The 23,614-nt window shown below is 69.6% G+C and carries 23 protein-coding genes and 1 tRNA gene; 19 read left to right on the top strand and 5 right to left on the bottom strand.

Translation table 11 applies throughout. The features are described 5' to 3' along the window. Positions 1–10: 10 nt before the first annotated feature. The 3 genes from AW272_RS23205 to AW272_RS23215 all read left to right on the top strand — a co-directional run bounded on the left by AW272_RS23205 (position 11) and on the right by AW272_RS23215 (position 4,868). Positions 11–3,085 carry a family 43 glycosylhydrolase gene (locus AW272_RS23205; RefSeq protein ID WP_066368897.1) on the top strand — a complete coding sequence of 1,025 codons (3,075 nt, stop codon included), beginning with the start codon at positions 11–13 and terminating at the stop codon, positions 3,083–3,085. Between the two features lie 49 nt (positions 3,086–3,134). Further along, positions 3,135–3,755 (top strand): hypothetical protein, encoded by a 621-nt coding sequence (locus AW272_RS23210; RefSeq protein WP_157518722.1) that lies wholly within the window; start codon positions 3,135–3,137, stop codon positions 3,753–3,755. Between the two features lie 123 nt (positions 3,756–3,878). After that, positions 3,879–4,868, top strand: coding sequence for a WxL protein peptidoglycan domain-containing protein (locus tag AW272_RS23215; RefSeq protein ID WP_218011025.1), 990 nt, complete (start codon positions 3,879–3,881; stop codon positions 4,866–4,868). Here the strand turns inward: AW272_RS23215 and AW272_RS23220 are convergent. From AW272_RS23220 to AW272_RS23230, 3 genes are all read right to left on the bottom strand, one after another. After that, positions 4,865–6,247 carry a sensor histidine kinase gene (locus tag AW272_RS23220; protein WP_066369517.1) on the bottom strand — a complete coding sequence of 461 codons (1,383 nt, stop codon included), beginning with the start codon at positions 6,245–6,247 and terminating at the stop codon, positions 4,865–4,867. The genes AW272_RS23215 and AW272_RS23220 overlap by 4 nt on opposite strands. Before the next feature lie 30 nt (positions 6,248–6,277). After that, positions 6,278–6,964 (bottom strand): response regulator transcription factor, encoded by a 687-nt coding sequence (locus AW272_RS23225; RefSeq protein ID WP_066368899.1) that lies wholly within the window; start codon positions 6,962–6,964, stop codon positions 6,278–6,280. 128 nt (positions 6,965–7,092) lie between these two features. After that, positions 7,093–7,821 carry a class I SAM-dependent methyltransferase gene (locus tag AW272_RS23230; protein ID WP_066368901.1) on the bottom strand — a complete coding sequence of 243 codons (729 nt, stop codon included), beginning with the start codon at positions 7,819–7,821 and terminating at the stop codon, positions 7,093–7,095. 105 nt (positions 7,822–7,926) lie between these two features. Between AW272_RS23230 and AW272_RS23235 the strand changes: the two genes are divergently transcribed. The 4 genes from AW272_RS23235 to AW272_RS23250 are packed head-to-tail and all read left to right on the top strand — an operon-like array spanning position 7,927 to position 13,244. Then, complete coding sequence (locus AW272_RS23235; protein WP_066368903.1) at positions 7,927–9,897, top strand: ATP-binding protein; 1,971 nt, start codon at positions 7,927–7,929, stop codon at positions 9,895–9,897. Positions 9,898–9,921: 24 nt separating this feature from the next. Continuing rightward, positions 9,922–11,952 (top strand): ATP-binding protein, encoded by a 2,031-nt coding sequence (locus tag AW272_RS23240; protein WP_066368905.1) that lies wholly within the window; start codon positions 9,922–9,924, stop codon positions 11,950–11,952. After that, positions 11,939–12,496 (top strand): RNA polymerase sigma factor, encoded by a 558-nt coding sequence (locus AW272_RS23245; RefSeq protein WP_066368908.1) that lies wholly within the window; start codon positions 11,939–11,941, stop codon positions 12,494–12,496. The genes AW272_RS23240 and AW272_RS23245 overlap by 14 nt, the downstream gene beginning before the upstream one ends. Next, entirely contained in the window at positions 12,483–13,244 is a 762-nt protein-coding gene (locus AW272_RS23250; protein WP_083958593.1) for a hypothetical protein, read from the top strand. Before AW272_RS23245 ends, AW272_RS23250 begins: the two co-directional genes overlap by 14 nt. 25 nt (positions 13,245–13,269) lie before the next feature. Here AW272_RS23250 and AW272_RS23255 read toward each other — a convergent pair whose 3' ends face one another. After that, positions 13,270–14,295: an adenosine deaminase gene (locus AW272_RS23255; RefSeq protein ID WP_066369526.1), complete on the bottom strand. Its 1,026-nt coding sequence runs from the start codon at positions 14,293–14,295 to the stop codon at positions 13,270–13,272. Positions 14,296–14,367: 72 nt separating this feature from the next. Between AW272_RS23255 and AW272_RS23260 the strand changes: the two genes are divergently transcribed. After that, a complete protein-coding gene (locus AW272_RS23260) occupies positions 14,368–14,862 on the top strand; it encodes a SigE family RNA polymerase sigma factor (RefSeq protein ID WP_066368911.1) in 495 nt (164 codons plus the stop codon). Further along, positions 14,859–15,794: a PASTA domain-containing protein gene (locus AW272_RS23265; RefSeq protein ID WP_066368914.1), complete on the top strand. Its 936-nt coding sequence runs from the start codon at positions 14,859–14,861 to the stop codon at positions 15,792–15,794. The genes AW272_RS23260 and AW272_RS23265 overlap by 4 nt, the downstream gene beginning before the upstream one ends. A 175-nt stretch (positions 15,795–15,969) precedes the next feature. Here AW272_RS23265 and AW272_RS23270 read toward each other — a convergent pair whose 3' ends face one another. Continuing rightward, the gene (locus tag AW272_RS23270; protein ID WP_066368917.1) at positions 15,970–17,169 is read right to left on the bottom strand and encodes a pyridoxal phosphate-dependent aminotransferase; all 1,200 of its coding nucleotides are present in this window, start codon (positions 17,167–17,169) and stop codon (positions 15,970–15,972) included. Positions 17,170–17,350: 181 nt separating this feature from the next. Here AW272_RS23270 and AW272_RS23275 point away from each other — a divergent pair. From AW272_RS23275 to AW272_RS23320, 10 genes are all read left to right on the top strand, one after another. Next, positions 17,351–17,423: transfer RNA gene (locus AW272_RS23275), tRNA-Trp, on the top strand. A gap of 73 nt (positions 17,424–17,496) precedes the next feature. Continuing rightward, positions 17,497–17,742, top strand: a complete 246-nt coding sequence (gene secE / locus AW272_RS23280) for a preprotein translocase subunit SecE (protein WP_066369527.1) — start codon at positions 17,497–17,499, stop codon at positions 17,740–17,742. Between the two features lie 45 nt (positions 17,743–17,787). Continuing rightward, entirely contained in the window at positions 17,788–18,561 is a 774-nt protein-coding gene (nusG, locus tag AW272_RS23285) for a transcription termination/antitermination protein NusG (protein WP_066368920.1), read from the top strand. Positions 18,562–18,757: 196 nt separating this feature from the next. Continuing rightward, positions 18,758–19,198 (top strand): 50S ribosomal protein L11, encoded by a 441-nt coding sequence (gene rplK, locus AW272_RS23290; protein WP_066368923.1) that lies wholly within the window; start codon positions 18,758–18,760, stop codon positions 19,196–19,198. Positions 19,199–19,378: 180 nt separating this feature from the next. Continuing rightward, positions 19,379–20,092: a 50S ribosomal protein L1 gene (gene rplA / locus AW272_RS23295; protein WP_066368926.1), complete on the top strand. Its 714-nt coding sequence runs from the start codon at positions 19,379–19,381 to the stop codon at positions 20,090–20,092. Positions 20,093–20,235: 143 nt separating this feature from the next. Then, a complete protein-coding gene (locus AW272_RS23300; RefSeq protein WP_066368928.1) occupies positions 20,236–21,057 on the top strand; it encodes an SCO4651 family lipoprotein in 822 nt (273 codons plus the stop codon). Positions 21,058–21,296: 239 nt separating this feature from the next. Continuing rightward, the gene (rplJ, locus tag AW272_RS23305) at positions 21,297–21,863 is read left to right on the top strand and encodes a 50S ribosomal protein L10 (RefSeq protein WP_066368930.1); all 567 of its coding nucleotides are present in this window, start codon (positions 21,297–21,299) and stop codon (positions 21,861–21,863) included. An 81-nt stretch (positions 21,864–21,944) separates the two neighbouring features. Further along, positions 21,945–22,331 (top strand): 50S ribosomal protein L7/L12, encoded by a 387-nt coding sequence (gene rplL, locus AW272_RS23310; RefSeq protein ID WP_066368934.1) that lies wholly within the window; start codon positions 21,945–21,947, stop codon positions 22,329–22,331. Positions 22,332–22,485: 154 nt separating this feature from the next. Then, entirely contained in the window at positions 22,486–22,995 is a 510-nt protein-coding gene (locus AW272_RS23315) for an Rv1363c family protein (RefSeq protein WP_083958594.1), read from the top strand. Beyond that, entirely contained in the window at positions 22,995–23,501 is a 507-nt protein-coding gene (locus AW272_RS23320) for an Rv1363c family protein (protein WP_066368939.1), read from the top strand. Before AW272_RS23315 ends, AW272_RS23320 begins: the two co-directional genes overlap by 1 nt. The last annotated feature ends 113 nt before the right edge of the window (positions 23,502–23,614 follow it).

Consider the following 23,614-nt stretch of genomic DNA (forward strand, 5'->3'; position numbering starts at 1 on the left):
GACGAGCACCTTGAAGATCGCCATACGGGCGGCCGCGGCCGCCTCGCTCGTAGCCGCGAGCCTGATCGGGATATCCGGTCCGGCTCACGCCGAGACCACGTTCACGAGCACGGTCAACCCGATCCTGAAGGACGGCAGCTACTACTCCGCCGACCCGGCGCCGCTGGTCGTCCGCGACGGGGACCAGGACGAGCTCTTCATCTACACCGGCCACGACCAGGCCGGGCCCACCACCAACGACTTCATCATGAACGAGTGGGGCGCGTTCAAGACCGGTGACGTCGAGTCGGGTCAGTGGACCCATTACCCGTCGCTGATGCGCCCGGAGGCGGTCTTCTCCTGGGCGACCCCGGGCCGTGCCTATGCCGGCCAGGTCGTCCAGGGCCTGGACGACCGCTTCTACTGGTACGTCCCGATCAACGAGCGTGACAGCACGGCCGCAGACAAGTTCGCCATCGGGGTGGCCGTCTCCACGTCGCCGACCGGCCCGTGGACCGACTACGTGGGCGGTCCGCTGATCTCCCAGCGGGTGCCCACGGTCAACACGATCCACAACATCGACCCGACGGTCCTGATCGACGGGCAGCGCGTCTTCATCTGGTGGGGTTCGTTCAGCAACCTGAGAATGCTGGAACTCGCCGCCGACATGAAGACCCCCGTCACCACCACGCGCACGGTGACCGGCCTGACCGGCTTCTTCGAGGCGGCCTGGGCGTTCAAGCGCGGCAGCACCTACTACATGGCCTACGCCGGCAACAACGCCGGTCCGACCTCGGCGTGCACCCCGGCGAACTACCACGCCTGCATCGCGTACGCGACGGCCGCGGCCCCCGAAGGGCCCTGGACCTACCGCGGCACGGTGCTCAAGCCGGTCTCCTCGACCACCAGCCACCCGGGCATCCTGGAGTTCAACGGCAAGTGGTACATCGCCTACCACACGGCCGACGCCGTCGGCGGCAACCACTTCCGCCGCTCGGTCGCGATCGACCCGGTGGAGTGGGACGACACCCAGACTCCGCCGCGCATCAAGGCCGTCACGACGACCCCGGTCAAGGGACGTGACCTCACCCCCCGGGCGAACATCGCGCAGGAGGCGATGTCCACTGTCTCCAACACGCCGGTTCCCACCCAGTACTGGGTGAAGTCGCTGAACGACGAGATCGTGCGGCCCAACCCGCTGCCCCCGGACATGTGGGGCACCTGGACCGGTAGCAACCCGCCGCAGCAGTGGGCCCAGTACACCTGGGACCAGCCGATGCGGATCTCCGGTTCGCAGATCGACTTCTGGAACGACGCGCAGCAGGGCACCGGCGTCGGCGTCGCGGCTCCGGCGAACTGGAAGATCCAGTACTGGAACCTCGCCACCGGCCAGTGGGCCGACCTGCCCAACGCGAGCGGCTACCCCACCGCCACGAACGGCTACCAGAACACGAACTTCGACCCCGTCACCACGACGCAGGTCCGCGCGACCTTCAACGCCTCCACCAACGGCAGCACCTACTCGGCCGTCGCGGTCGAGGAGTGGAAGATCCTGGCCGCCCAGCCGGCCACGGTCGACCCGCCCGCCATCAGGGTCGAGGTGGGCGAGCGCGAGCTGCCCGGCACCGTCCCGGTCGCCTTCGGCGGTGACGCACTGCGGATCCCGGTCTACTGGGACGCGCTGACCGCCGAGCAGGTCGCCGCACCCGGCACGTTCTCCATCCAGGGGACCGTCCTCGGTCACGCCGCCTCGCGCGTCACCGCCCAGGTCACCGTCCTCCCGCTGGAGGGCACCGAAGGTGACGTCACCAAGCCCACGCTGACCCTCACCCCGAGCGGCAGCGCCGGCAGCAACGGCTGGTACCGCTCCGCGGTGCGCGTCCGCGCCGCGGGCGTCGACGACAGCGGCGGCCGGATGACCATCGAGACGAAGGTCGACGACGCCGCGCCGGTCGTCACCGGCGACGCCCGTCAGGCCGACGCCAACGTCACCGGGGACGGCGAGCACACCGTCACCGCGAAGGCGACCGACCGCGCGGGCAACGTCTCCGACACCGCCGGCCTGCCGGTCAAGATCGACGCCACCGCGCCGATCAGCGTCGGCACCCTGATCGGCCGCACGGTCAAGGTCCTCGCGTCCGACGTCACCTCCGGTGTCGCCGGCATCGAGTACGCCATCGGCACCGGCCCGTGGACCCCGCTCAACGGCGGCGTCATCGCGGCCCCCGACGCCGCCAAGTACACGGTGTCCTTCCGGTCCACCGACAAGGCGGGCAACCTGGAGACGGCCAAGTCGGTCGTCATCCCGGCCGATCTTTCCGCCCCCCTCAACGGCAACATCGCCCCCATCGCGACCCCGACCGCCTCGTACACGGCGGGCTGGAACGCGGTCACCGCCCTCAACGACAACGCCGACCCGGCCAACCCGAGTCAGGCGCAGCTGTGGGGCACCTGGTCAGGCACCCGCCCGGCCACCTTGTGGACCCAGTACGACTGGGCCCGCCCGGTCCGCGTCATCAGTTCCGAGCTGAAGTTCTGGCGCGACTCCAATCAGGGCACCGGTGACGGAGTCGCCCAGCCCGACGGCTGGGTGCTGCAGTACTGGGACGAGGCCGCCTCGGCGTGGAAGGACGTCCCGAACCCGTCTGGCTACGGCACCAGCACGACGGCGTTCAACAGCGTCACCTTCACCCCGGTCACCACGTCCCGCGTGCGGGCCACGATCCGGGCCAACGGCAACGGCACCACCTACTCCGCGGCTGCGATCACGGAGTGGCGGGTCTTCGCCCAGGAACCGGCTCCCGAGGAGCCGGCCGAGATCCCCGTCACGACCACCGTCACGCCGCGCTGCCTGGCCGGCAAGGCGTACGTGGCGGTGCAGGTCCACAACGACCACGACGCGGCGATCGGCGTGAGCGTCGAGACCGCGTTCGGCGAGAAGGCGTTCCCGAACGTCGCGGCCGGTGGCAACGCCTACCAGTCGTTCGCCACCCGCGCGGCCTCGATCGCGGCCGGTTCGGTCACGGTCACCGCCACCGGAACGGTCGACGGTGAGGAGACGACCTCGGAGTACACCGAGGACTACGCCGCCCTCACCTGTAACTGACGTCCCAAAACCCTCATAATCAGTAAAACCCCCCAAGGTGGAGCATTACATGAAAATCCAGCACAAATGGCTGCTCGCCGCCGCCGTCGCCATGACCACCACCGTCGGCTTCTCCGGTGCGGCCATCGCCGACCCGGGTGACAGCAGCGACATCGCGGTGTCCGTCGAGATCGCCCCCATCGAGGAGCCGGGCGTCCTGGCCCTGTCGGTCTCCGCCAACTCGGTCGCCCTGGCCGAGAACGGCTCGACCCTGGAGGAGCGCCAGTTCACCGGCACCCTCCCGACGGTGACCGTCACCGACACCCGTACCGGCGACGAGATCCCCGACGGCGCCGCGTGGGCCGTGCTCGGCAACGCGACCGACTTCACCGGCACCGCCGGCCAGGCGGCCATCAGCGCCGGTCACCTCGGCTGGAAGCCGAACCTGATCGACGGTGGCGACACCGGCCTGGTCGCCGAGGGCGAGGAGGTCGTGACCGTCCTCGACGAGGAGACCCAGCCGGGCAACAACGTCGGCCTGGTCGACCAGGAACTGCTGGTCTCGACCTTCGACTCCGCTGAGGTCACCGAGGGCTCCTACACCGTCAACGCCGGTCTGACCCTGAAGACCCCGGCCGACGTGGCCGCCGGTTCCTACAGCTCGACGCTGACCCTGTCCCTGTTCGAGTAGTCGTTCCCGGTGGGGGGTCGCGCTCTCCGCGGCCCCCCACCGCCCCTTTCTTTGAGGCAGACACATAGCGCGAGCCACGGCCGGCCTGCGGCCGTCCGCGTCTCGCTTTCGCCGGAGGGCCTCGTGATCAGAAAACTCCTCGCCGTGTGCGCGGCGGCGCTCATGACCGTGCCCCTCTGGCCTGCCGCCGCGATGGCCGAGCCGGAGAAGGACACGCTCACCTGGTCGGTCCAGCCGGCCACTGCGGCGGGCCCCGACGGCCGCCGCTGGATGGAGCTCTCCCTCGCCCCAGGTGCGACCGTGACCGAGCACCTGGCCGTGCGGAACTTCAGTGACGGCGCGGCGACCTTCTCGCTGAAGGCGGCCGACGGCTACCTCACCGACAAGGGCCGCTTCAACATGCTCCAGTCCGACCAGACCTCCAAGGACGGCGGCACCTGGATCGCGGTCCAGGACGAGGTCGAGGTCGGCGCCAACGAGACCAAGGTCGTGCCCTTCACGATCACCGTGCCGGAGAACGCCTCGCCCGGCGACCACCCCGCGGGCATCGCCGCGGCGGTCCACAGCGCCAGCGGCACCGTCGCCGTCGAGAGCCGCGTGGGCTTCCGGGTCATGATGCGCGCCACCGGGGACATCAGGGCGGCGGTCGCGGTCAGCGGCCTGTCGGCCACCTACGAGCAGTCGTGGAACCCCTTCTCCGCGGGGACCGTCACGGTGAAGTACACCGCCAAGAACGAGGGGAACGTCGCCGCCGCCGGCGCCGGCGCGGTGGCGGTCAGCGACCTCACCGGACTGGCCGGACGCGACGGCAGGGCCGACGTGGCGGAGATCTTCCCCGGCGACAGCCGGACGGTGGAGACCAGGATCAGCGGAGTCTGGGCGCTGGGCCCGATGTCCACCGACGTCACCGTCACCCCCTCCGTCGAGGGCGGCGCGCCCGCGAGCGCCGCCGTGACGGTCTGGACCGTCCCGTGGCCGCAGCTCGCGCTGATCGCGCTGCTCGTTGTGCTCCTCTTCGTCTACCGGGCCATCACCCGGCGCCGCAGGCGGCACCTGGAGAACCTGCTCGCCCGCGCCCGCGACGAGGGCCGCGCGCAGGCAGGTCTCGCCTAGACCTCACTCATGACGACCGTGCGCGCGGTGGGCAACGCCACGTGCACGGTCGTTCCGTTTCCCGGGGTCGAGGTGATCCAGCAGCGGCCGCCGTGCGCGTCGGTGATGGCCTTCACGATGGCCAGGCCGAGCCCGGCGCCGCCGGTGGCGCGTTCCGACGAGCCCTGGGTGAACCGGTCGAACGCGTGCGCGACCTGCTCTTGCGGCATCCCCGGGCCCTGGTCGGTGATCTCCAGGAGCACCCGGGTGTCGTCCTGGTCGAGGTGGATCAGCGCCGGGGTGCCGTCGGGGGTGTGGGCGCGTACGTTGGCCAGCAGGTTCACCATGATCTGCCGGATCCTGGCCTCGTCGACCACCGCGACCAGCGAGTCGGGGGCGTTGACGACGATGGGGGAGCCGGGGTTGAGCGCGCCCGCGTCGGCGGCGGCCTCCCTGACCACCTCGGCCAGGTCGGTGGCGGCCAGGCTGAGGGTGGCGCCCTTGTCGAGACGGGCCAGTTCCAGCATCTCGGTGACCAGGTTGCCCATGCGGGTGGCCTCGTCCTCGATGCGGCCCATGATCTTGGGGAGTTCCGACGGCGGGATCGCGCCGGCGCGGTAGAGCTCGGCGTAGCCGCGTACCGTCGACAGCGGGGTTCGCAGCTCGTGGGAGGCGTCCGCGGCGAAGCGGCGCACCCGCTCCTCGGAGGCCCAGCGGTCGCGGAAGGCCCCGGAGATGCGGTCGAGCATCAGGTTCACGGCGCCGCCCAGCCGCCCGACCTCGGTGGCGCCCTCGGGCATCCGGGCCGACAGGTCGCCGCCCTGGGCGATCCGCATGGCCGTGCGCGACATCCGGTCGAGGGGCGACAGGCCCGAGACGATCAGCAGCCGCCCGCCGAGGGCCAGCAGCGCGATCAGCAGCCCGCCGGTGACGAGCTCGGCCAGCAGCAGGTGCCGCACCGGATCGCCGACGGCGTCCAGCGGCACCGCCACGACCACGATGCTGGTTCCGGTACGGTCCTTCGCCGCCGACGCCAGCAGATGCTCACCCAGCTGGAAGGTGCGCCCGGCGGCGGCGTGGCCGCCCAGCGGGCCGACGCCGAGATCGGTGAGCATGCCCGGCACCCGCGCCGACTGCGGGAAGTCGCCGTTGACCAGCTCGGGCTTGCCACTTTCAAGGTTGACCGACGCGACCGCGAACGGCGACCCGGCGAGCGCCTGGGTGACCGACTCCACGGCGTCGACCCGCCGCGTGGCGGTCGCCGTGGCGGCCAGCAGCTGGCTCTCCAGCCGGCTCGTGAGGTGCTGGTTGAGCACCACCGCGCTCGTGACCGACAGCACGACCAGCAGGATCGTGCTCACGACGAGCAGCCCGGCCAGCAGCCGGGAGCGGAGCGACATCGTCAACGCCATTTCGTCTGGCCCCGATCGTCAGGGCCGCAGAGCGTATCCCACACCGCGTTGTGTGTGGATCAGGGGTGGTCCGAGCGGGTCCAGCTTCCGCCGCAGATAGGAGATGTAGGTCTCCAGCACCTGCGACGATCCGCCGTACCCCCAGACCTGGTCGAGCAGCTGCCGTTTGGTCAGCACCAGCCCGGGGTGTTCCATCAGGAAGGCCAGGAGCCGGAACTCGGTCGGCGACAACTCCACCCTGACCCCGCCGCGGCGCACCTCCCACCGGGCCTCGTCGAGTTCGAGATCGGCGACCCGCAGCACGTCACGGCTGGGGCGCTCCGCCTCGTCGGGCACGGTCGTGCGACGCAGCACCGCCCGGACCCGCGCGACCAGCGCCTCCACGGAGAAGGGTTTGGTGACGTAGTCGTCGCCTCCCATGGTGAGCCCGCGAACGGTGTCGGAGACGGTGTCGCGCGCGGTCAGGAAGATCACGGGCGTGGTGGCGCCCTCGGCCCTGACCCGGCGGCAGATCTCGAACCCGTCGATGTCGGGGAGCATCACGTCGAGCACGATGAGGTCGGGCCTGCGCTCGGCGAACTCGCGCAGCGCGTCGCGTCCGTTGGCCACCGCCTTGACGGTGAACCCGTGGAAGCGGAGGGCGACCTCGATGATGTCGCGGATGTTCGGGTCGTCTTCGACGACGAGGATCCTGGTCTCACTCATGGCGAGCTCAAGTATGGTGCTTTTTTCTCACTAAAAGCCCCATACCGGTCACTTCATGGCGTCTCATGCGCCACACCTTCTCCTCCACGCCTGAGGCGCCCGGAGGAGAAGGGTGGGAAAAGCCTGAGTTACTTGACCGTGGCCACGCAGAAGACGGTCTGGCCGAACGGCGGGGTGATGAACCGCTCGATGAAGCGCGTGGCCGGTACGACCGTGCGGTCGTAGATCTTGACCAGGCGGGGGTCGGGGTAGCCGACGCCGCCCCTGCGCACGGCCGCCCACCAGGCGATGCCGCCCAGGAAGTTGATCGGCTTCAGCGTGTCGATGCCCAGCCCGGCGTCGCGGACCGTCGCGCCGAGCGTCTTGGGCGTGTAGCGGGTGACGTGGCCGACCTTCTTGTCGAAGTCGCCGTAGAGCTGCATGTAGCCGGGCACCCAAATGATGATCTTGCCGCCGGGCTGGGTGACGCGGGCCAGCGAGCGCAGCGCCTCGACGTCTTCCTCGATGTGCTCCAGCACGTTCATCAGCACGACGGTGTCGACCTTGTCCTCAAGCGGGATGTCGGTCGGCAGGCCGAACTGCAGCACACCCACGTCGGGGTTGTCGGCGAAGCGCTTCTCGAGCTGCTCGACGCAGTAGGGGTCGAAGTCGCTCGTCACGAGACGGTCGAGCCGGGGCAGGAACTGCTCGGCGAAGTGGCCGAGACCCGAGCCGATCTCCAGCATCGACCGGCCGACGTGCGGTGCCACCATGTCGAACTCGTATTGCCGGTAGTTGCGCGCCTCGTCGCCGCCCAGATGGTTTTCCAGGGCTTCGTCTCCGGCCGCGGGCTGTACTACACGGTCGTACCCAGACATGGCTCCTCATTCGTGACTGTCGACGGTCCGAGCGAGTCTAGTGCCCCGGAGAATGCCGCCGATTCTTATCTGCGGCATCTCCCACGACAGAGTTACGATTCGTGGATGCGTGCCGAGGTGACCAGTTTCATCGGCCGGGAGCCGGAGATCACCGAGATCGCGCGCCTCCTCGACGTCTCCCGTCTGGTGACGCTGACCGGCGTGGGCGGGGTCGGCAAGTCCCGGCTGGCCGGGCGCGTCGCGGCCGTGGCGCAGGCCGGTTTCCCTGATGGGGTGTTCGTCGCCGATCTGGTCAAGGTGGGCGATCCCGAGCTGCTCAGCCATGCCGTCGCCGACGCGATGCGGCTGACCGACCGCTCCACCCGCCCGGCCGACGAGGTGCTGGCCGCCCATCTGGCCGACCGGCGGGCGCTGCTGGTGCTCGACGGCGCCGACCGGCTGGTCGACGCGTGCGCCAAGCTGGCCGAGCGGCTGCTGCGCGGGGCCGCCGGGCTGCGGGTGCTGGTCACCAGCAGGCAGCCCCTCGACGTGGCGGGGGAGCACCTGTTCTCGGTGGAGCCGATGACCCGCGCCGAGGCACTGGAACTGCTGGCCGACCGGGCCGGGCGGCCGGTCGGCGACGACGACGGCGGGCTCTGCGACCGGCTCGACGGCATGCCGCTGGCGATCGAGCTCGCGGCCGTACGGCTGAGCGAGTTCCCGGTCGAGGAGCTGGTGCGGCGGCTCGACGACCGGTTCCGGCTGCTCGACGGGCTGCGCGCGGCGATCGGGCTGAGCCACGAGCTGTGCTCCCCGGCCGAACGCCTCTTGTGGGCGCGGCTGTCGGTGTTCGCCGGGTCGTTCGGGCTGCCCGCCGCCGAAGAGGTGTGCGCCGACAGGACCCTGCCCGCCCACGAGCTGCTCGGGCTGATGAGCAGTCTGGTCGACCGGTCGATCGTGACGCGGGCCGGCGGGCAGTACCGGCTGCTCGACACCGTGCGCGACTACGGCGAGGAGTGGCTCCACCGGCTCGGGCCCGACGAGAACGACCGGCTGCGCCGCAAGCACAAGAACCACTACCTGCGGCTGGCCCGGCGCGGCGAGTCGCAGTGGTTCGGTCCGGGGCAGCAGGCGATCTACGCCCGCACCCACGCCGAACACGGCAACTTCCGGGCCGCCCTGGAGTTCTGCGTCTCCACCCCCGGCGAGGAGCGCGACGGCCTCGAACTGGCGGCCACCCTCTGGTTCTACTGGATCTGCTGCGGCCATCTCGGCGAGGGCCGCCACTGGCTCGGCCAGGTCCTCGCGTCCGACGCCTCGCCCACGCCCGAACGGGCCAAGGCCCTGTGGGTCGCCGGATACATCGCGATCATGCTGGGCGACACCGCCCAGGCCGTGACGCTGCTGGCCGAATGCCGCGAGCGCGGCGACGGCCGGTCGCGGGCCCGCGCGGTGCAGCGGCTGGGCGCCCTGGCGATGCTGGGCGACGAACTCGACCGGGCCATCCCGCTGCTGCTGCACGCCCTGGCCGAATTCGAGGACATGGGCCTGCTCGACACCCACGTGCTGATGGGCAAGATCGAGCTGGCCATGGCCCAGGCCTTCACCGGCCGGCTCGGACCGGCCGGGGTGATCTGCCGCGACGTCCGCCGGCTGTGCGAAGACCACGGAGAGAAGTGGGTGCTCTCCTACGTCTGCTACGTCGAGGCCTACCTGGCCTGGGGGTCCGGCGACCACGCCGGAGCGGGGCGGCTGGTGCGGGAGTCGCTGACGTACAGCAGGATCTTCAACGATCTGATCGGCACGGTGCTCAACGCCGAGCTGCTCGCGCTGGTGCTCGTCGGCACCGGGGACGCCGCCGGTGGCGCGCTCCTGCAAGGCGCGGCGGCGGTCGTCTGGGAGTCGATCGGCACTCCTCTGTACGGCTCCCGCCACTTCATCGCCGCCCACGACGAATGCGCCCGGCGCGCGGCGGCGGAACTCGGTGAGGAGGGCTACCGGACGGAGCTGGCGCGCGGCCGGAGGCTGGGACTCGACCGGGCGTTAGAAATTTCCACCCCAGGTAGAGAATTATCCACCGCTACCCCGCAAACATGAGCGCGTCGTGAAAGCCTGACGGCCGTGAACCTTCCGGCGGAAACCAGTACCTTCGTCGGGCGAGACGCGGAGTTGTCCGAGGTCGGCCGACTGCTCACCGAGTCTTCTCTGGTCACGCTCGCCGGTCTGGGCGGCGTGGGGAAGACGCGTCTGGCGTTCCGCGCGGCGGAACTTTACGCCAAGGTTCACCTGGAGCCGGTCCGGGTCGCCGAATTGGCCGCCGAGCGCAACGGCGATCTGCTCGCCCACGCGGTCTCCGCTGCGCTCGGCCTCCCGGAACAGGCGGCCCGGCCCCAGGGCGAGGTGCTGGCCGCGCATCTCGCCGACCATCGCCTGCTGATCGTCCTGGACACCGTCGAACACCTCATCGGGCCCGCCCGGACCCTCGTCGGCCAGGTGCTGGCGGCGGCGCCCGGCGTCCGGTTCCTGGTCACCAGCCGTCAGCCGCTCGGGCACCCCGCCGAACAGGTCTTCCGGGTCCGGCCGCTGGCCGAGACCGAGGCGCTGATCCTGTTCGCCGAACGCGCCGCCGCCGTGGTCCCCGGCTTCGCCTCCACCGAGGAGGTCGCCCGGCTCTGCCGCCGGATGGAGGGCCTGCCGCTGGCCATCGAACTGGCCGCGCGGCGGCTGCGCACGATGACCCCCGAAGAGCTCGCCGACCGGCTCGACGACCGGTTCGCGCTGCTCTCGGGCCACCCTGGGCGCACCGGCCGGCAGGCCGCCCTGCGCACCTCCGTCGGCTGGAGCCACGAACTGTGCACCCCCGAGGAGCGGCTGCTCTGGGCCCGGCTGTCGGTGTTCGCGGGGTCGTTCGAGACCGAGGGCGCCGCCTACGTCTGCGGCGACGACCGGCTGCCCAACGTGCCCGGCACGCTGGCCAAGCTGGCCGACAAGTCGGTCGTCTGCTCGGTCGGCGACCGGTTCCACATGCTCGACACCGTCCGCGACTACGGCCGCGAGTGGCTGCGCGAACTCGGCGAGGAGGAGCACATGATGCTCCGCCACCGCGACCACTACGTCGCGCTGGCCCGCCGCGCCGAGGCCGACTGGTGCGGCCCCAACCAGGCGACGTGGTCAGACTGGGCCCGGAGCGAGATGTCCAACCTCCGGCTGGCCCTCGACCGGAGCATCGCCAGCCCGATCGGCCTCGACCTGGTCGGCCGCCTGTGGTTCGTCTGGTACTGCCTGGGGCACGCCCGCGAGGGCCGCTACTACCTTGATCGCGCCTTGGAACGTAACACCTCCGACAGTCCCGAACGCACCCGCGCCCTGTGGTCGGCCGCGTTCGTCGCCTTCGCCCAGGGCGACCACGACCAGATGGCCATCCGCCTCACCCAGGCCCGCGAGGCGGCCCTGGCCCAGGAAGACCCCGCCGCGATCGGCCACGCCTGCGCCGGCGCCGCCGGTCTGGCGCTGTTCCAGGGCGATTTCGACGCGGTACGCCTCCTCGCAGAAGAGGCCATCGACCACCTCGACCGGGTGGGCGGCCGCTACGTCGCCCGCCTGTCGGCCATGTCGCTGCTCGCGCTGGCCCTCATCGGCCGGGGCGACCCCGCCGAGGCGATCCCCGTGCTGGAGCGCCAGCGGGCCGCCTGCGAGGCGCTCGGCGAAGAGTGGGCCCGCTCGATGGGCGACCAGATCCGGGCCGCCGCCGAACTGGGCCGGGGCGACACCGTCACCGCCGACCGCTACGCCCGCACCTCCCTGCGCGCGGTCTGGCGGCTGGGCGACGTGATGGGCAGCGCGATGGCCGTCGAACGCCTAGCCGCCTGCGCCGTCGCCATGGGCGACGCGACCCGGGCCGCCCGCCTGCTGGGCGTGGGGGAGCGGCTGTGGGCCGAGTTCGGGCCGACCCACTTCGCCCCGCCCGGCTTCGTCGAGTCGCGCGGCCGCACCGACCGGAGCACCCGCCGGGTGCTGGGGGAGCGCGACTACCTGGAGGCCTACAGCCAGGGACGGCGGCTGCCCCTCGACGGAGGCGTCGGATACGCCCTGGGCGGTCTTCCCAATTCCGCCGCCATGCGGTGGAATCAACCCGCCGATGAATGCCGATGACTCGCTGACCGACGACGACGCGGTCGGCCGCGCGCTCTCCGGTGACCTGGTCGCCTACGAGGCACTGGTCAGCCGGTACACCCCGATCGCCCATCGCACGGCGTTCCTCCTCGGGGCCGGCGACGAGGCCGAGGACGTGGTCCAGGAGGCGTTCGTCAAGGCCTATCGTCATCTGAGGTCGTTCCGGCGGGAGTCCCCGTTCCGGCCGTGGCTGCTGCGGATCGTCGCCAACGAGACCCACAACGTGACCCGGTCCAGGGGGCGGCGGGCCGACCTCTCCGTTCGGCTGGAGGGGGTGCGGGAGCCGTACACCCCCGAAGATCCGCAAGACGCGGCGGCGGCCGGCGACCGGTCGGCGCGGCTGCTGGCGGCGGTCCGGTCCCTGCCTGATCGGGAACGTGAAGCGGTGGTCTGCCGGTACTTCCTGCAGTTGTCCGAATCAGAGACGGCGGAGATCCTCGGCTGCCCGATCGGTTCGGTGAAGAGCCGCACCCACCGGGGACTGCGTCGACTGCGGGAGGAGGTGGACCGTGAACTCCTCTGACGACGCCTTCGAAGCCGAACTCCGCGCCTTGGGCGAGTCCCTGCACGTGCCACCACCGCCCGCGGACATGTCCGTCAGGGTGACGGCCGCCCTGCGAGAGCTCTCCGAAGAGCCGCATTTCACCACAGGGCCCAGTAAGCCGTTCTTCGCCGCAAAATTCAGAAGACCGCGTTTCACCACGAAACGCCTGGTCGCAGTCGTGGCCGCGTTCCTGGTCGTGCTGGTGGCCGCCACCCCGCAGGGCCGCGCGGCCGTCGTCGAGGTGCTGCGGTTCGCCGGAGTCGAGATCGAGGTCGGAACCTCGGAGCCGCTTCCGTCGGGTTCGCCCTCTCCGCTGCCCTCGGAGACGAGCGCCGCGCTGGCCGAGGCCCGCCGGGCGGTGGCGTTCCCGCTGGTCGTCCCGGCCGCGCTCGGGGAGCCCGACCAGGTCAGGGTGGCCGACGGTGGCCAGGTGGTCAGCATGTACTGGGACGGCGTCCGCCTCGACCAGTACGACGGCACCCTCCACGAGGTCTGGAACAAACAACTCGGCGAGCCGTTTCCTCAGCAGCTCTTGATCGGTTCCACGCAGGCGGTGTGGATCCCCCAGCAGCACGGCATCGAATACCTGCCGAAGGCCGGCGGGAAACCCGTTTCCCTCCGCCTGGCCGGCCCCACCCTGATCTGGCAGGTCGACCGCGTGGGCCTCCGGCTGGAGGGCGTCCAGACCATTCAGGAAGCAACGAGGATCGCCACGTCGGTTCGCTGACCTGGACGGCGCGGTCACGCGGCGCTCAGTTCGCGACAGGCGTCGCCAGCCAGGCGTCGATGTCGGCGAGGATCTCTTTCCGGACCGGTTCCGGGGCCGCCGACGAGCGGATCGACTGGCGGGCCAGCTCGGCCAGTTCCGCGTCGGAGAACCCGTAGACGTCCCTGGCCAGCTCATACTGCGCCAGCAACCGGGCGCCGAACAGCAGGGGGTCGTCGGCGCCCAGCGCGATCGGCACTCCGGCGTCGAAAAGCCTTCTCAGCGGTACGTCCTCCGGACCCCGCGCCACCCCGAGACCGACGTTCGACAGCGGGCAGACCTCACAGGTGACCTGCCGGTCGGCCAGCCGTTCCATCAGCCGGGGGCTCTCCGCCGCACGTACACCGTGACCCACGCGATCGGCCGCCAGGTCGTCGACGCACTCGGCCACGCTCGGGGCGCCCAGCAGCTCACCGCCGTGCGGCACCGCCAGCAGCCCGGCCCGCTTCGCGATCCGGAACGCCGCGTCGAAGTCGCGCGCCCGCCCCCGCCGCTCGTCGTTGGACAGCCCGAACCCGACCACCCCGCGATCGGAGTACTGCGCGGCCAGCCGGGCGAGGGTGCGCGCGTCGAGCGGATGACGGGTCCGGTTGGCCGCCACGATCACCGCCACGCCCACCCCCGTCGACTCCGACGCCAGCCGGGCCGCGTCGAGCGCCAGTTCCAGCGTCTCGGTCAGCCCGCCGAACCGCGAGGCGTAACCCGACGGGTCGACCTGGATCTCCAGCCACCGTGACCCTTCCCTGGCCTCGTCTTCGGCCGCCTCGCGCACCAGCCGGTAGACGTCGAAGGGCCGCCGCAGCACCGAGCGGGCGATGTCGTAGAGCCGCTGGAACCTGAACCAGCCGCGTTCGTCGGTGGCGTGCAGCTGCGGCGGCCAGTCCTGCACCAGCGCGTCGGGCAGGTGCACCCCCTGCTCAAGGGCGAGCTCGATCAGCGTCGAATGGCGCATCGAGCCGGTGAAGTGCAGGTGGAGATGTGCCTTGGGGAGTTTGTCGAGTGGACGCCGCATCTCCATATCCTGACGCACGGCACTCAACCTCGGACCCGGTTCGCGCGTTGTGGACGAGCGAAAGGGGAGCCCATGACCGATGAAGACGAAGCGGCCTTCGACGAGTTCGTGGCCGCGCGCAGTACCGCGCTGCTCCGGACCGCGATCCTCGTCTGCGGCGCCAGCGCCCACGACGCCGAGGATCTGGTCCAGGGCGCGCTGGAGAAGGTCTACCGCCACTGGTCCCGCATCCGGGCCGACAACCCGGAGGCCTACGCCAGGAAGGTGGTGGTCAACAGCGCCATCACCCGCTCACGCCGCCGGAAGGTGATCCGGGAGATCACTTTCGCCGCGCCGCCCGACACTCCCGTCGACGGCCCGGACCTCGGACTGCGTGAGGCGATGCTCGCCGAGCTGCGCAAGCTGCCCACCCGCATGAGGGCGGTGCTGGTGCTCCGCTATTGGGAGGACCAGTCGGAGATCGAGACGGCCGCCCTGCTCGGCTGCTCGGTCGGCACGGTGAAAAGCCAGGCGGCGCGGGGGCTCGCCAGGATCAGAGAAGCGATGGTTGAAGGAGTGCCCGCATGAACGTCGAGGAAGAACTGAAAGAGGCGATGCGCGCCCAGGTCGACGAGGTCTACGCACCGCCGTCGATGGGAAGCGCCGTCCGGCGCCGCCGCCGCCGTTCCCTCACCCGATTCCGTACGGCCGGAGCCGTGCTGGTGACCGCCGCCGTGGCGATCACCGTCCCCGTGGTCCTGACGAACACCACCCCGACCCCGGGACCGGCCGACGCCGGCGCGCCCGCCATCGCGGTGCCCGGCATCGTGGTGCCCGACGTGATCGGCATGAACGCCAAGCAGGCCTATCTGCTCCTGGAGCAGGCCGGCCTGACCCCGATGATCATGACGCCGGGTGAATCGACCGTCGACGGCGCCAAGGCCGACAGCGTCCGCGCGGGCGAGAACGTGATCCTGACCAGCCCGGCCGCGGGAGCCGTCATCGAACCGAAGGGGCTCGTTCAGATCAAGGTCCCGTGGGTCCCCGCGCCGACCGGCTCTCCTGAGCCCCCGGTCGACCAGTCGTCCAACGACAACCTGGGCGACCTCGGCGACGGCCTGACCTGGATGGGCATCCACGTCAGCTACCTGCCCGAGGGCGTGAAGTGGGGCGGCAGCTCCTACGTGGGCGGCTTCGGCGCGAAGTCGGCCACCGTCCCCTACGTCACCGAGGGCCTGGAGGAGGGCATGTACTCCGTCCAGGTAATCGTCAGCGCCGACGCGAAGCTGCTGCACCGCGACGGCGAGCAGGTGGCGCCCGGCACCTGGATCTCCAGCTACGGCGAGGGCGGCGAGAAGCTCGGCTTCGGCACCGGCTCGACCCTCACCGCCAGCCGCGACTTCCCCGGCGACCTGGCGGTTCAGGTCCTGTTCAGCCCCGACTACAGCAAGTCCCTCGGTGAGGCGAAGGCCAAGGAGGAGATCGCCAAGGTGATCGCCGCCATCCGCCAGGAGAAGTAGGGCAACCTCCCCGATCGGTCAGGCGTATGTGAGGGCATGACGGGATCCGCGGAATTCGTCGACGGCGTGGCGGTCGGCGAACTCCCGCCCGGCCTGACCCGCGACCTCTCGGAGGACTACCACCACTCCTACGGCGACTACACCGGCGCCGGCGCCCTCTGGTTCGACCGGGCCTCTACCGGGCCTCGCCGAAGAGCTTGCCCAGCCGGGCGATCCCTTCGGCGAGGTCGTCGTCGCCCAGGGCGTAGGAGAGCCGGAAATACCCCGGCGTGCCGAACGCCTCGCCCGGGACCACGGCCACCTCGGCCTCCTCCAGCACCAGCTCGGCCAGCTCGACCGACGACGCGGGCCGCTTGCCCCGGATCTCCTTGCCGATCAGCTCCTTGACCGACGGGTAGGCGTAGAAGGCCCCCAGCGGCTCGGGGCAGACCACGCCCGGGATCTCGTTCAGCGTCCGGACCATCGCCTGCCGCCGCCGGTCGAAGGCGGTCCGCATCTCCGCCACCGCCGACAGGTCGCCCGACACGGCGGCCAGCGCCGCCGCCTGGGCCACGTTGGACACGTTGGACGTCGAGTGGGACTGCAGGTTGGTGGCCGCCTTCACCACGTCGGCGGGCCCGATGAGCCAGCCCACCCGCCAGCCGGTCATCGCGTAGGTCTTGGCCACGCCGTTCAGGACCACGACCTTGTCGGCCAGCTCGGGGACGGCGGTCGCGATGCTGGTGAACTTCGCGGCGCCGTACACGAGATGCTCGTAGATCTCGTCGGTCACGACCCACAGGTCGTGCTCGACCGCCCAGCGGCCGATCGCCTCGACCTGCTCGGGCGGGTAGACCGCGCCGGTCGGGTTCGACGGCGACACGAACAGCAGCGCCTTGGTCCGCTCGGTCCGCGCGGCCTCCAGCTGCTCCACCGACGCCAGATATCCACTGGTCTCATCGGTGAGCACATCAACCTGGACGCCCCCGGCGAGCTTGATCGCCTCGGGGTAGGTGGTCCAGTAGGGCGCCACGACCAGCACCTCGTCGCCCGGGTCGAGCAGGGTCGCGAAGGCCGCGTAGACGGCGTGCTTGCCGCCGTTGGTGACCAGCACCTGCCCCGGGTCGGCCTCGAACCCGGAGTCGCGCAGCGTCTTGGCCGCGATGGCCTGCTTCAGCTCCGGCAGCCCGCCCGGCGGCGTGTACTTGTGGAACCGGGCCTCGGCGCAGGCCGCCACCGCGGCCTCGACGATGTAGCCGGGAGTCGGGAAGTCGGGCTCCCCGGCGCCGAACCCGATCACGGGCCGGCCTGCGGCCTTCATGGCCTTGGCCCTGGCGTCGACGGCGAGGGTGGCGGACGCGGAAATCGCGGCGACACGCGCGGAGATGCGGTTCATGTGAACATGTTTTCAGACCGGTATCTCGCCACCCCGCCATTTCCACGATGCGGACGGTACCGTTGACCTGCGCGGCCGCACTGGTTCGACGAAGTGCTCGATCATGCGTACACTTCAGCGTCTAGTGGCCACAACGGCGGTGAACAGCTCGCCTGTTCTCCTGTAGTGTGGTGCACGGCTTAGGGCACTAGCGCAATTGGTAGCGCACCGGTCTCCAAAACCGGCGGTTGGGGGTTCGAGTCCCTCGTGCCCTGCGGAGTGCGGTCCGCGCACTAAAGGGCGTATGAGCCGCCAGTTGCGATGGACACGACGGATCAGGTGAGGACTGTGGCGATCGACACGCGCGGCGAGGCCGCGGCTCAGCCGGAAAAGCCGAGCAAGGCCAAGCGCACCACCCCTGCCCTTTTCTACCGGCAGGCTGTAGCGGAGCTCCGCAAGGTCATTTGGCCGACGCGCAAGGAGCTGATCAACTACACGATCATCGTTCTTGTCTTCTGCCTGATCATGGTCGGAATCGTGTCCGCACTGGACTTCCTTTTGACGCAGGGTGTGCTGGCGGTCTTCGGTTCCTGAACCAGCCCAGCACAGTAGAACCCGACGGAAAGAGGAATAGCCATCGTGTCCGAGTCTCCGAAGCCGGCCGAAGAATCCCGCGACGAGTGGGACGACGAGGCCGTTGAAGAGGTCGACGAGGCCGCCGACGACGCTGCGGAAGCCGATGAGGCCACCGAGGCCGAGGCTCCCGTCGCCGCCGACTCAGACGTCGATGCGAATGTCGACGAAGACGGCGACATCCTCCCCGACGTCGACCCCGTCGAGGAGTTCAAGCGCCAGCTCCGCGGTCAGCTTGGTGAGTGGTATGTGATCCACTCCTACGCCGGCTACGAGAACCGCGTGAAGCAGAACATCGAGAGCCGCACGAGCAGCCTCAACATGGAGGACTACCTCTTCCAGGTCGAGGTGCCGACTCACACGGTCACCGAGTTCAAGGGCGGCAAGAAGACCCCGATCAAGGAGCGCGTGCTGCCGGGCTATGTCCTGGTCCGCATGGAGCTCACCGACGAGTCGTGGGCCGCGGTCCGCAACACCCCGGGTGTCACCGGGTTCGTCGGTCTGTCGAACAAGCCCAGCCCCCTGAACCTCGACGAGGTCGCCAAGTTGCTGGCGCCCGAGCCGACCGAAGAGGTCAAGAAGGCCGCCAGCAAGGCGTCCGCCTCGACCGTCGAGTTCGAGATCGGCGAGTCGGTCACCGTCATGGACGGCCCGTTCGCCACTCTCCCGGCCTCGGTCAGCGAGATCAGCCCCGAGTCGCAGAAGCTCAAGGTGCTGGTGTCGATCTTCGGTCGCGAGACCCCGGTGGAGCTCTCGTTCAACCAGGTCTCCAAGATCTAGGTCACGGGGATCCGAGGCAGTCGCCTACAATTAGACGTTCGGCCGAGCCGCTCCTTCGCGAAAGGGCGGCTCGCCGACATGTTCCCCCTCCGTTTCGCCGGGGGAACGCATCACCCAAAGCGAGACGCAGACGGCCGAAGGCCGGCTGTGGCTCGCGCTGAATCTGCTCCAAAGCAGACAGGACCCGGAGAGAGTCATGCCTCCCAAAGCTAAGTCGAAGAAGATCGCGGCGTTGGTGAAGGTCCAGCTTCCCGCTGGCCAGGCCACCCCCGCCCCGCCGGTCGGTACCGCCCTCGGTCCCCACGGCGTCAACATCATGGAGTTCGTCAAGCAGTACAACGCTTCGACGGAATCCCAGCGGGGCAACATCATCCCCGTCGAGATCACCATCTTCGAAGACCGCACCTTCACCTTCGTCACGAAGACGCCCCCGGCGCCTGAGCTGATCAAGAAGGCCCTCGGTCTGAAGAGCGGCTCCGACAACCCGCTGAAGACGAAGGTCGGCCAGCTCTCCAAGGAGCAGCTGCGCGCCATCGCCGAGCAGAAGATGCCCGACCTGAACGCCAACGACATCGAGATGGCCGAGCGCATCATCGCCGGCACCGCTCGCTCGATGGGCATCACGGTCGCCGAGTAACACCGCGAGGGAGCGCCGGTGTCTGGACTGAGGAGCGCAGGGGAGCGAAGCGACCCGGAGCGACGAGGGAAGACGCCGGATCAAAAGCGACCGAGCAGCCGTGCCGAAGGCACGGCAAATCAACCACAGTGGGAGGGCCTGCGCGGCCCGCACCACGAACTCTCTTCAGGAGATGTAGCTGTGAAGCGCAGCAAGAGCTATAACAACGCGGCGGCACAGATCGACCGCGACGCCCTGCTGAGCCCCGTCGACGGGGTCAAGCTGGCGAAGAAGACCGCGAGCACCAAGTTCGACGCCACCGTCGAGGTCGCCCTGCGTCTGGGCGTCGACCCGCGCAAGGCCGACCAGATGGTCCGCGGCACCGTCAACCTCCCGCACGGCACCGGTAAGACCGCCCGGGTCCTGGTCTTCGCGACCGGTGACCGTGCCGAGGAGGCGCGCGCCGCCGGTGCCGACATCGTCGGCGCCGACGAGCTCATCGACGAGGTCGCCAAGGGCCGCCTCGACTTCGACGCCGTCGTGGCCACCCCCGACCTCATGGGCAAGGTCGGCCGCCTGGGCCGCGTGCTCGGTCCCCGTGGCCTCATGCCCAACCCGAAGACCGGCACCGTCACGCCGGCCGTCGGCAAGGCCGTCACCGAGATCAAGGGCGGCAAGATCGAGTTCCGTGTCGACCGGCACGCGAACCTGCACTTCATCATCGGCAAGGCGTCCTTCGAGGAGCGTCAGCTCCTGGAGAACTACGCCGCCGCCCTCGACGAGGTGCTGCGTCTCAAGCCGTCCGCCGCCAAGGGCCGCTACCTCAAGAAGGTCACCTTCGCGACCTCGATGGGCCCCGGCATCCCGGTCGACCCCAACATCACCCGCGGCCTGACCGCCGAGGGCGACGCCTGATCACCTGGTTGATCGAACAGGCCTGAACAACCCCCATCCGGGTAATCGGATGGGGGTTGTGTCTTTTCTGTGCGAATCCTGAGGACAGGAACGCGCGCCATAACGGCCCAACGTAGGCTCGGGCCGACGAAGGGATTGACAAAATGCGTAGATTCTTAGTGGCCGCAGGGGCCGTCGCCGCCCTCGCGGTCGCGGGTTGCGGTACGACGACTGCCCAGCCGCTGGGGGACGTCAAGCTCTCCGCCGCCGAGGCCATTCAGCAGACCGCTCAGAAAGCGGAGTCGATCGACTCCTACAGCGCCGACATCGTGCTCGACTTCGCCGACCCGAAGGGCCAGAAGGGGAGCGTCCAGGGCAGCATGCTGTTCCAGCAGAAGCCCACTCTCGCCTCCGACGTGACCCTCAGCAAGGTGTCCTTCGGTGGGCAGAGCCTTCCGGGCGGACTGCGGGTGATCCTGGCCGACGAGATCGCCTACGTGAAGATGGATCTGCTGAAGACCCTCATCGGCACCGACAAGCCGTGGGTGAAGGTCAACCTGAAGGAGGCCGGGGGCGCCAAGGCCGCCGGGCAGTTCCTCGACCAGGCCCAGCAGATCGACCTGAAGACGAGCGTCACGCTGCTGACCGCGTCCAAGGACGTCAAGGCCGTCGGGACCGAGTCGGTCAACGGTGTCGACACCACCCACTACTCGGGCACCTTCCCGGCCGACACGGCTGTGCTGCTGCTGCCGAAGGAGACGCAGGAGCAGGTCAAGGGCCAGCTTTCGGCTCTGAAGAACGTGAAGTTCGACGCCTGGATCGATGCCGACGGGCTGCCGCGCAAGATCGGTCTCAACGGCGCCGAGCAGGGTGCCAGCTTCTCCGCCACCCTGCTGTTCAAGTCGTTCAACGAGAAGCTCCAGATCGCCGCGCCGGCTGCCGACCAGGTCGGTGACCTGCCCAAGAACATGCCCATCGGCGGCTGATTTGGTAATGCGAGTTTGACACCGTACTCTTAGTCCTGCCAAAGACCGCCGGTTGTCTCCGGGTGTGTATCCCGGTGACCGAAGGCCCCACGTTGTGGGCGACCCGCGCAGGTGTGACTGAGAGCCTCTGTCAAGCCGTTCATGAGCTTGCTGAGAGCCCCGGAGCGCCCTGCGCCCGGGGCTCGTCTGTTTTCTGGGGGCTCTTCATCCCTTCCGGCGGCACATCTGGAAGGAGGCCCATGGCGAAGGCGGATAAGGCCGGCGCGGTCGACGAGCTCAAGGCTGAGTTCGATGGCAGCAGCGCCGCCGTTCTGACCGAATACCGCGGGCTCACCGTCGCCCAGCTCAAGCAGCTGCGCATCTCTCTCGGTGGGCATGCGAAGTTCGCCGTGGCGAAGAACACGCTGGCCAAGGTCGCGGCGAACAACGCCGGGATCACGGTCCTCGACGACCTGCTCTACGGCCCGACGGCGATCGCTTTCGTCAAGGGCGACGTGGTCGAGGCCGCCAAGGGTCTGCGTGAGTTCGCCAAGGCCAACCCCCTTCTGGTGATCAAGGGTGGGGTCGTCGACGGCAAGGCGATGACCCCCGACGAGATCTCCAAGCTCGCTGACCTCGAGTCCCGTGAGGTTCTCCTCGCGAAGCTGGCCGGCGCCATGAAGGGCAAGCAGTCCTACGCTGCTGCCACCTTCGCAGCGCTGCCCACGCAGATGGCTCGTCTGGCCGAGGCTCTGCGCGCCAAGCGCGAAGAGTCCGCGGTGCCTGCGGAAGCCGCAGCGCCCGCGGAGTCTGAGCCGGCCGAATAAGCAGGTCCGCGCGAGCGGGGGGAAACGCAAACCGCGGTCCCTTTTCCACGTTTTCAGCACGATCCTTATGGAGGAACCATCATGGCGAAGCTCAGCACCGACGAGCTGCTCGACGCTTTCAAGGAGATGACCCTCCTTGAGCTGTCCGACTTCGTGAAGCTGTTCGAGGACACCTTCGACGTCAAGGCTGCCGCCCCCGCGGCCGTCGCCGTGGCCGGCCCCGCCGCCGCCGCTGCGGAGGAGCCCGAGGAGCAGGACGAGTTCGACGTCATCCTCGAGGGTGCCGGCGACAAGAAGATCCAGGTCATCAAGGAGATCCGCGCCCTGACCAGCCTGGGCCTCAAGGAGGCCAAGGACCTCGTCGACGGCGCTCCCAAGTCGGTCTTCGACGGCAAGGTCAACAAGGAGCAGGCGGAGAAGGCGAAGGCTGCCCTCGAGGGCGCCGGCGCCAAGGTCACCGTCAAGTAGTCTGCGCAACCCGCGAAGCGGTCCGCTCCAGGTGCCTGGGCGGGCCGTTTTCGGCTTTCACAAGCCATTTTCGGTACGTCGTCCCCAGGCCACTCTCAGACCGATTAGGCCGGTTTCAACCGGCGTCCGATGTGCCCCGATTACAATCCCGCCCGTGGCCAGGATCCGCCGTGAGGCACCCCGCCGTCTCAACCTGGCCCTGCTGGCCGCCGTCATCCTTCTGGGTGCCGCCACCGGGTGGGTGTCGACGCTCCGAGCCGGCGCGCTCACCCGCGAGGCCGATGAGGCCGCCGCCGTGACGGCCGCCTCCACCCACGCCGTCAGCCTGATGTCGCTCGACCACCGCGCCTTCGACACCGCCTTCCGCCGCGTGCTGTCGACCTCGACGGGGGAGACCCGGGCCCGCTACGAACGCGATCAGGCCGAGGCGCGCGCCACCGTGATGAAGGACAAGGTGCTGCAGACCGGGGTGCTGCGGGGGGCCGGGCTGGCGTCCATGAACTCCGAGGGCACCAGCGCGGAGGTGCTCGTGGTCGCCGACGTCATGATCGACTGGACCGGCCGCAAGGGCGATGAGCCCGAGGAACGCTTCTACCGCTGGCGCATGGACCTGTCCAAAGAGGGCGGCCAGTGGCTGGTCGCGACGGCGGAGCTGGTGCCGTGATGGCCGTCGTCCAGCGCTCCCTGCGGCTGACCTCACTGCTCGTCGTGCTGGCCGTGCTGGCTCTGGGCGTGCTCGGCTGGCTTTATCTGGACCTCAGAAGGGTGCAGAACACCTCGGCGGCGGCGGGGGAGGCCGTTCAGGCGGCCAGGGTGTACGCGGCCGACATGCTCTCCTATGACCACCGGACGATCGAGGCCGATCTGGCCAGGGCCCGCAGTCACGCGACCGGGCCGCTGGCCGATCAGTACGCCAACCTGGCCGACACGTTCATCCCGCAGGTGCGCCGCCAGCAGAAGGTCCAGCAGGCCACGGTGGCCGCCGTCGCGGTGGAGGAGGCCAGTGCAGAAAGGGTCAAAGTGCTGGTTTTCCTCAACACGACCACCAGCCGGACTGAGGGGCCGGCGGAGGTCGTACAGAACAGAGCGCGGCTGGTGATGGTGGTTACAGACGGTCGCTGGCTCGTGTCCGGGCTGTCGACTCTGATCGGCAACACGCCCATCCGTTGAGACGCACGGCTCATTTGTTAGTCACGTTTGTGTTTTGGTTTGGGCGTCCCCGGGAAAGTTGAGGGCATCAGAAGGGTGATCGACGGTCATCGTTGGGCCTTCCGTGTGACAGA

Origin of the sequence: Herbidospora mongoliensis (assembly GCF_001570545.1) — a bacterium.
Lineage (GTDB): Bacteria > Actinomycetota > Actinomycetes > Streptosporangiales > Streptosporangiaceae > Herbidospora > Herbidospora mongoliensis.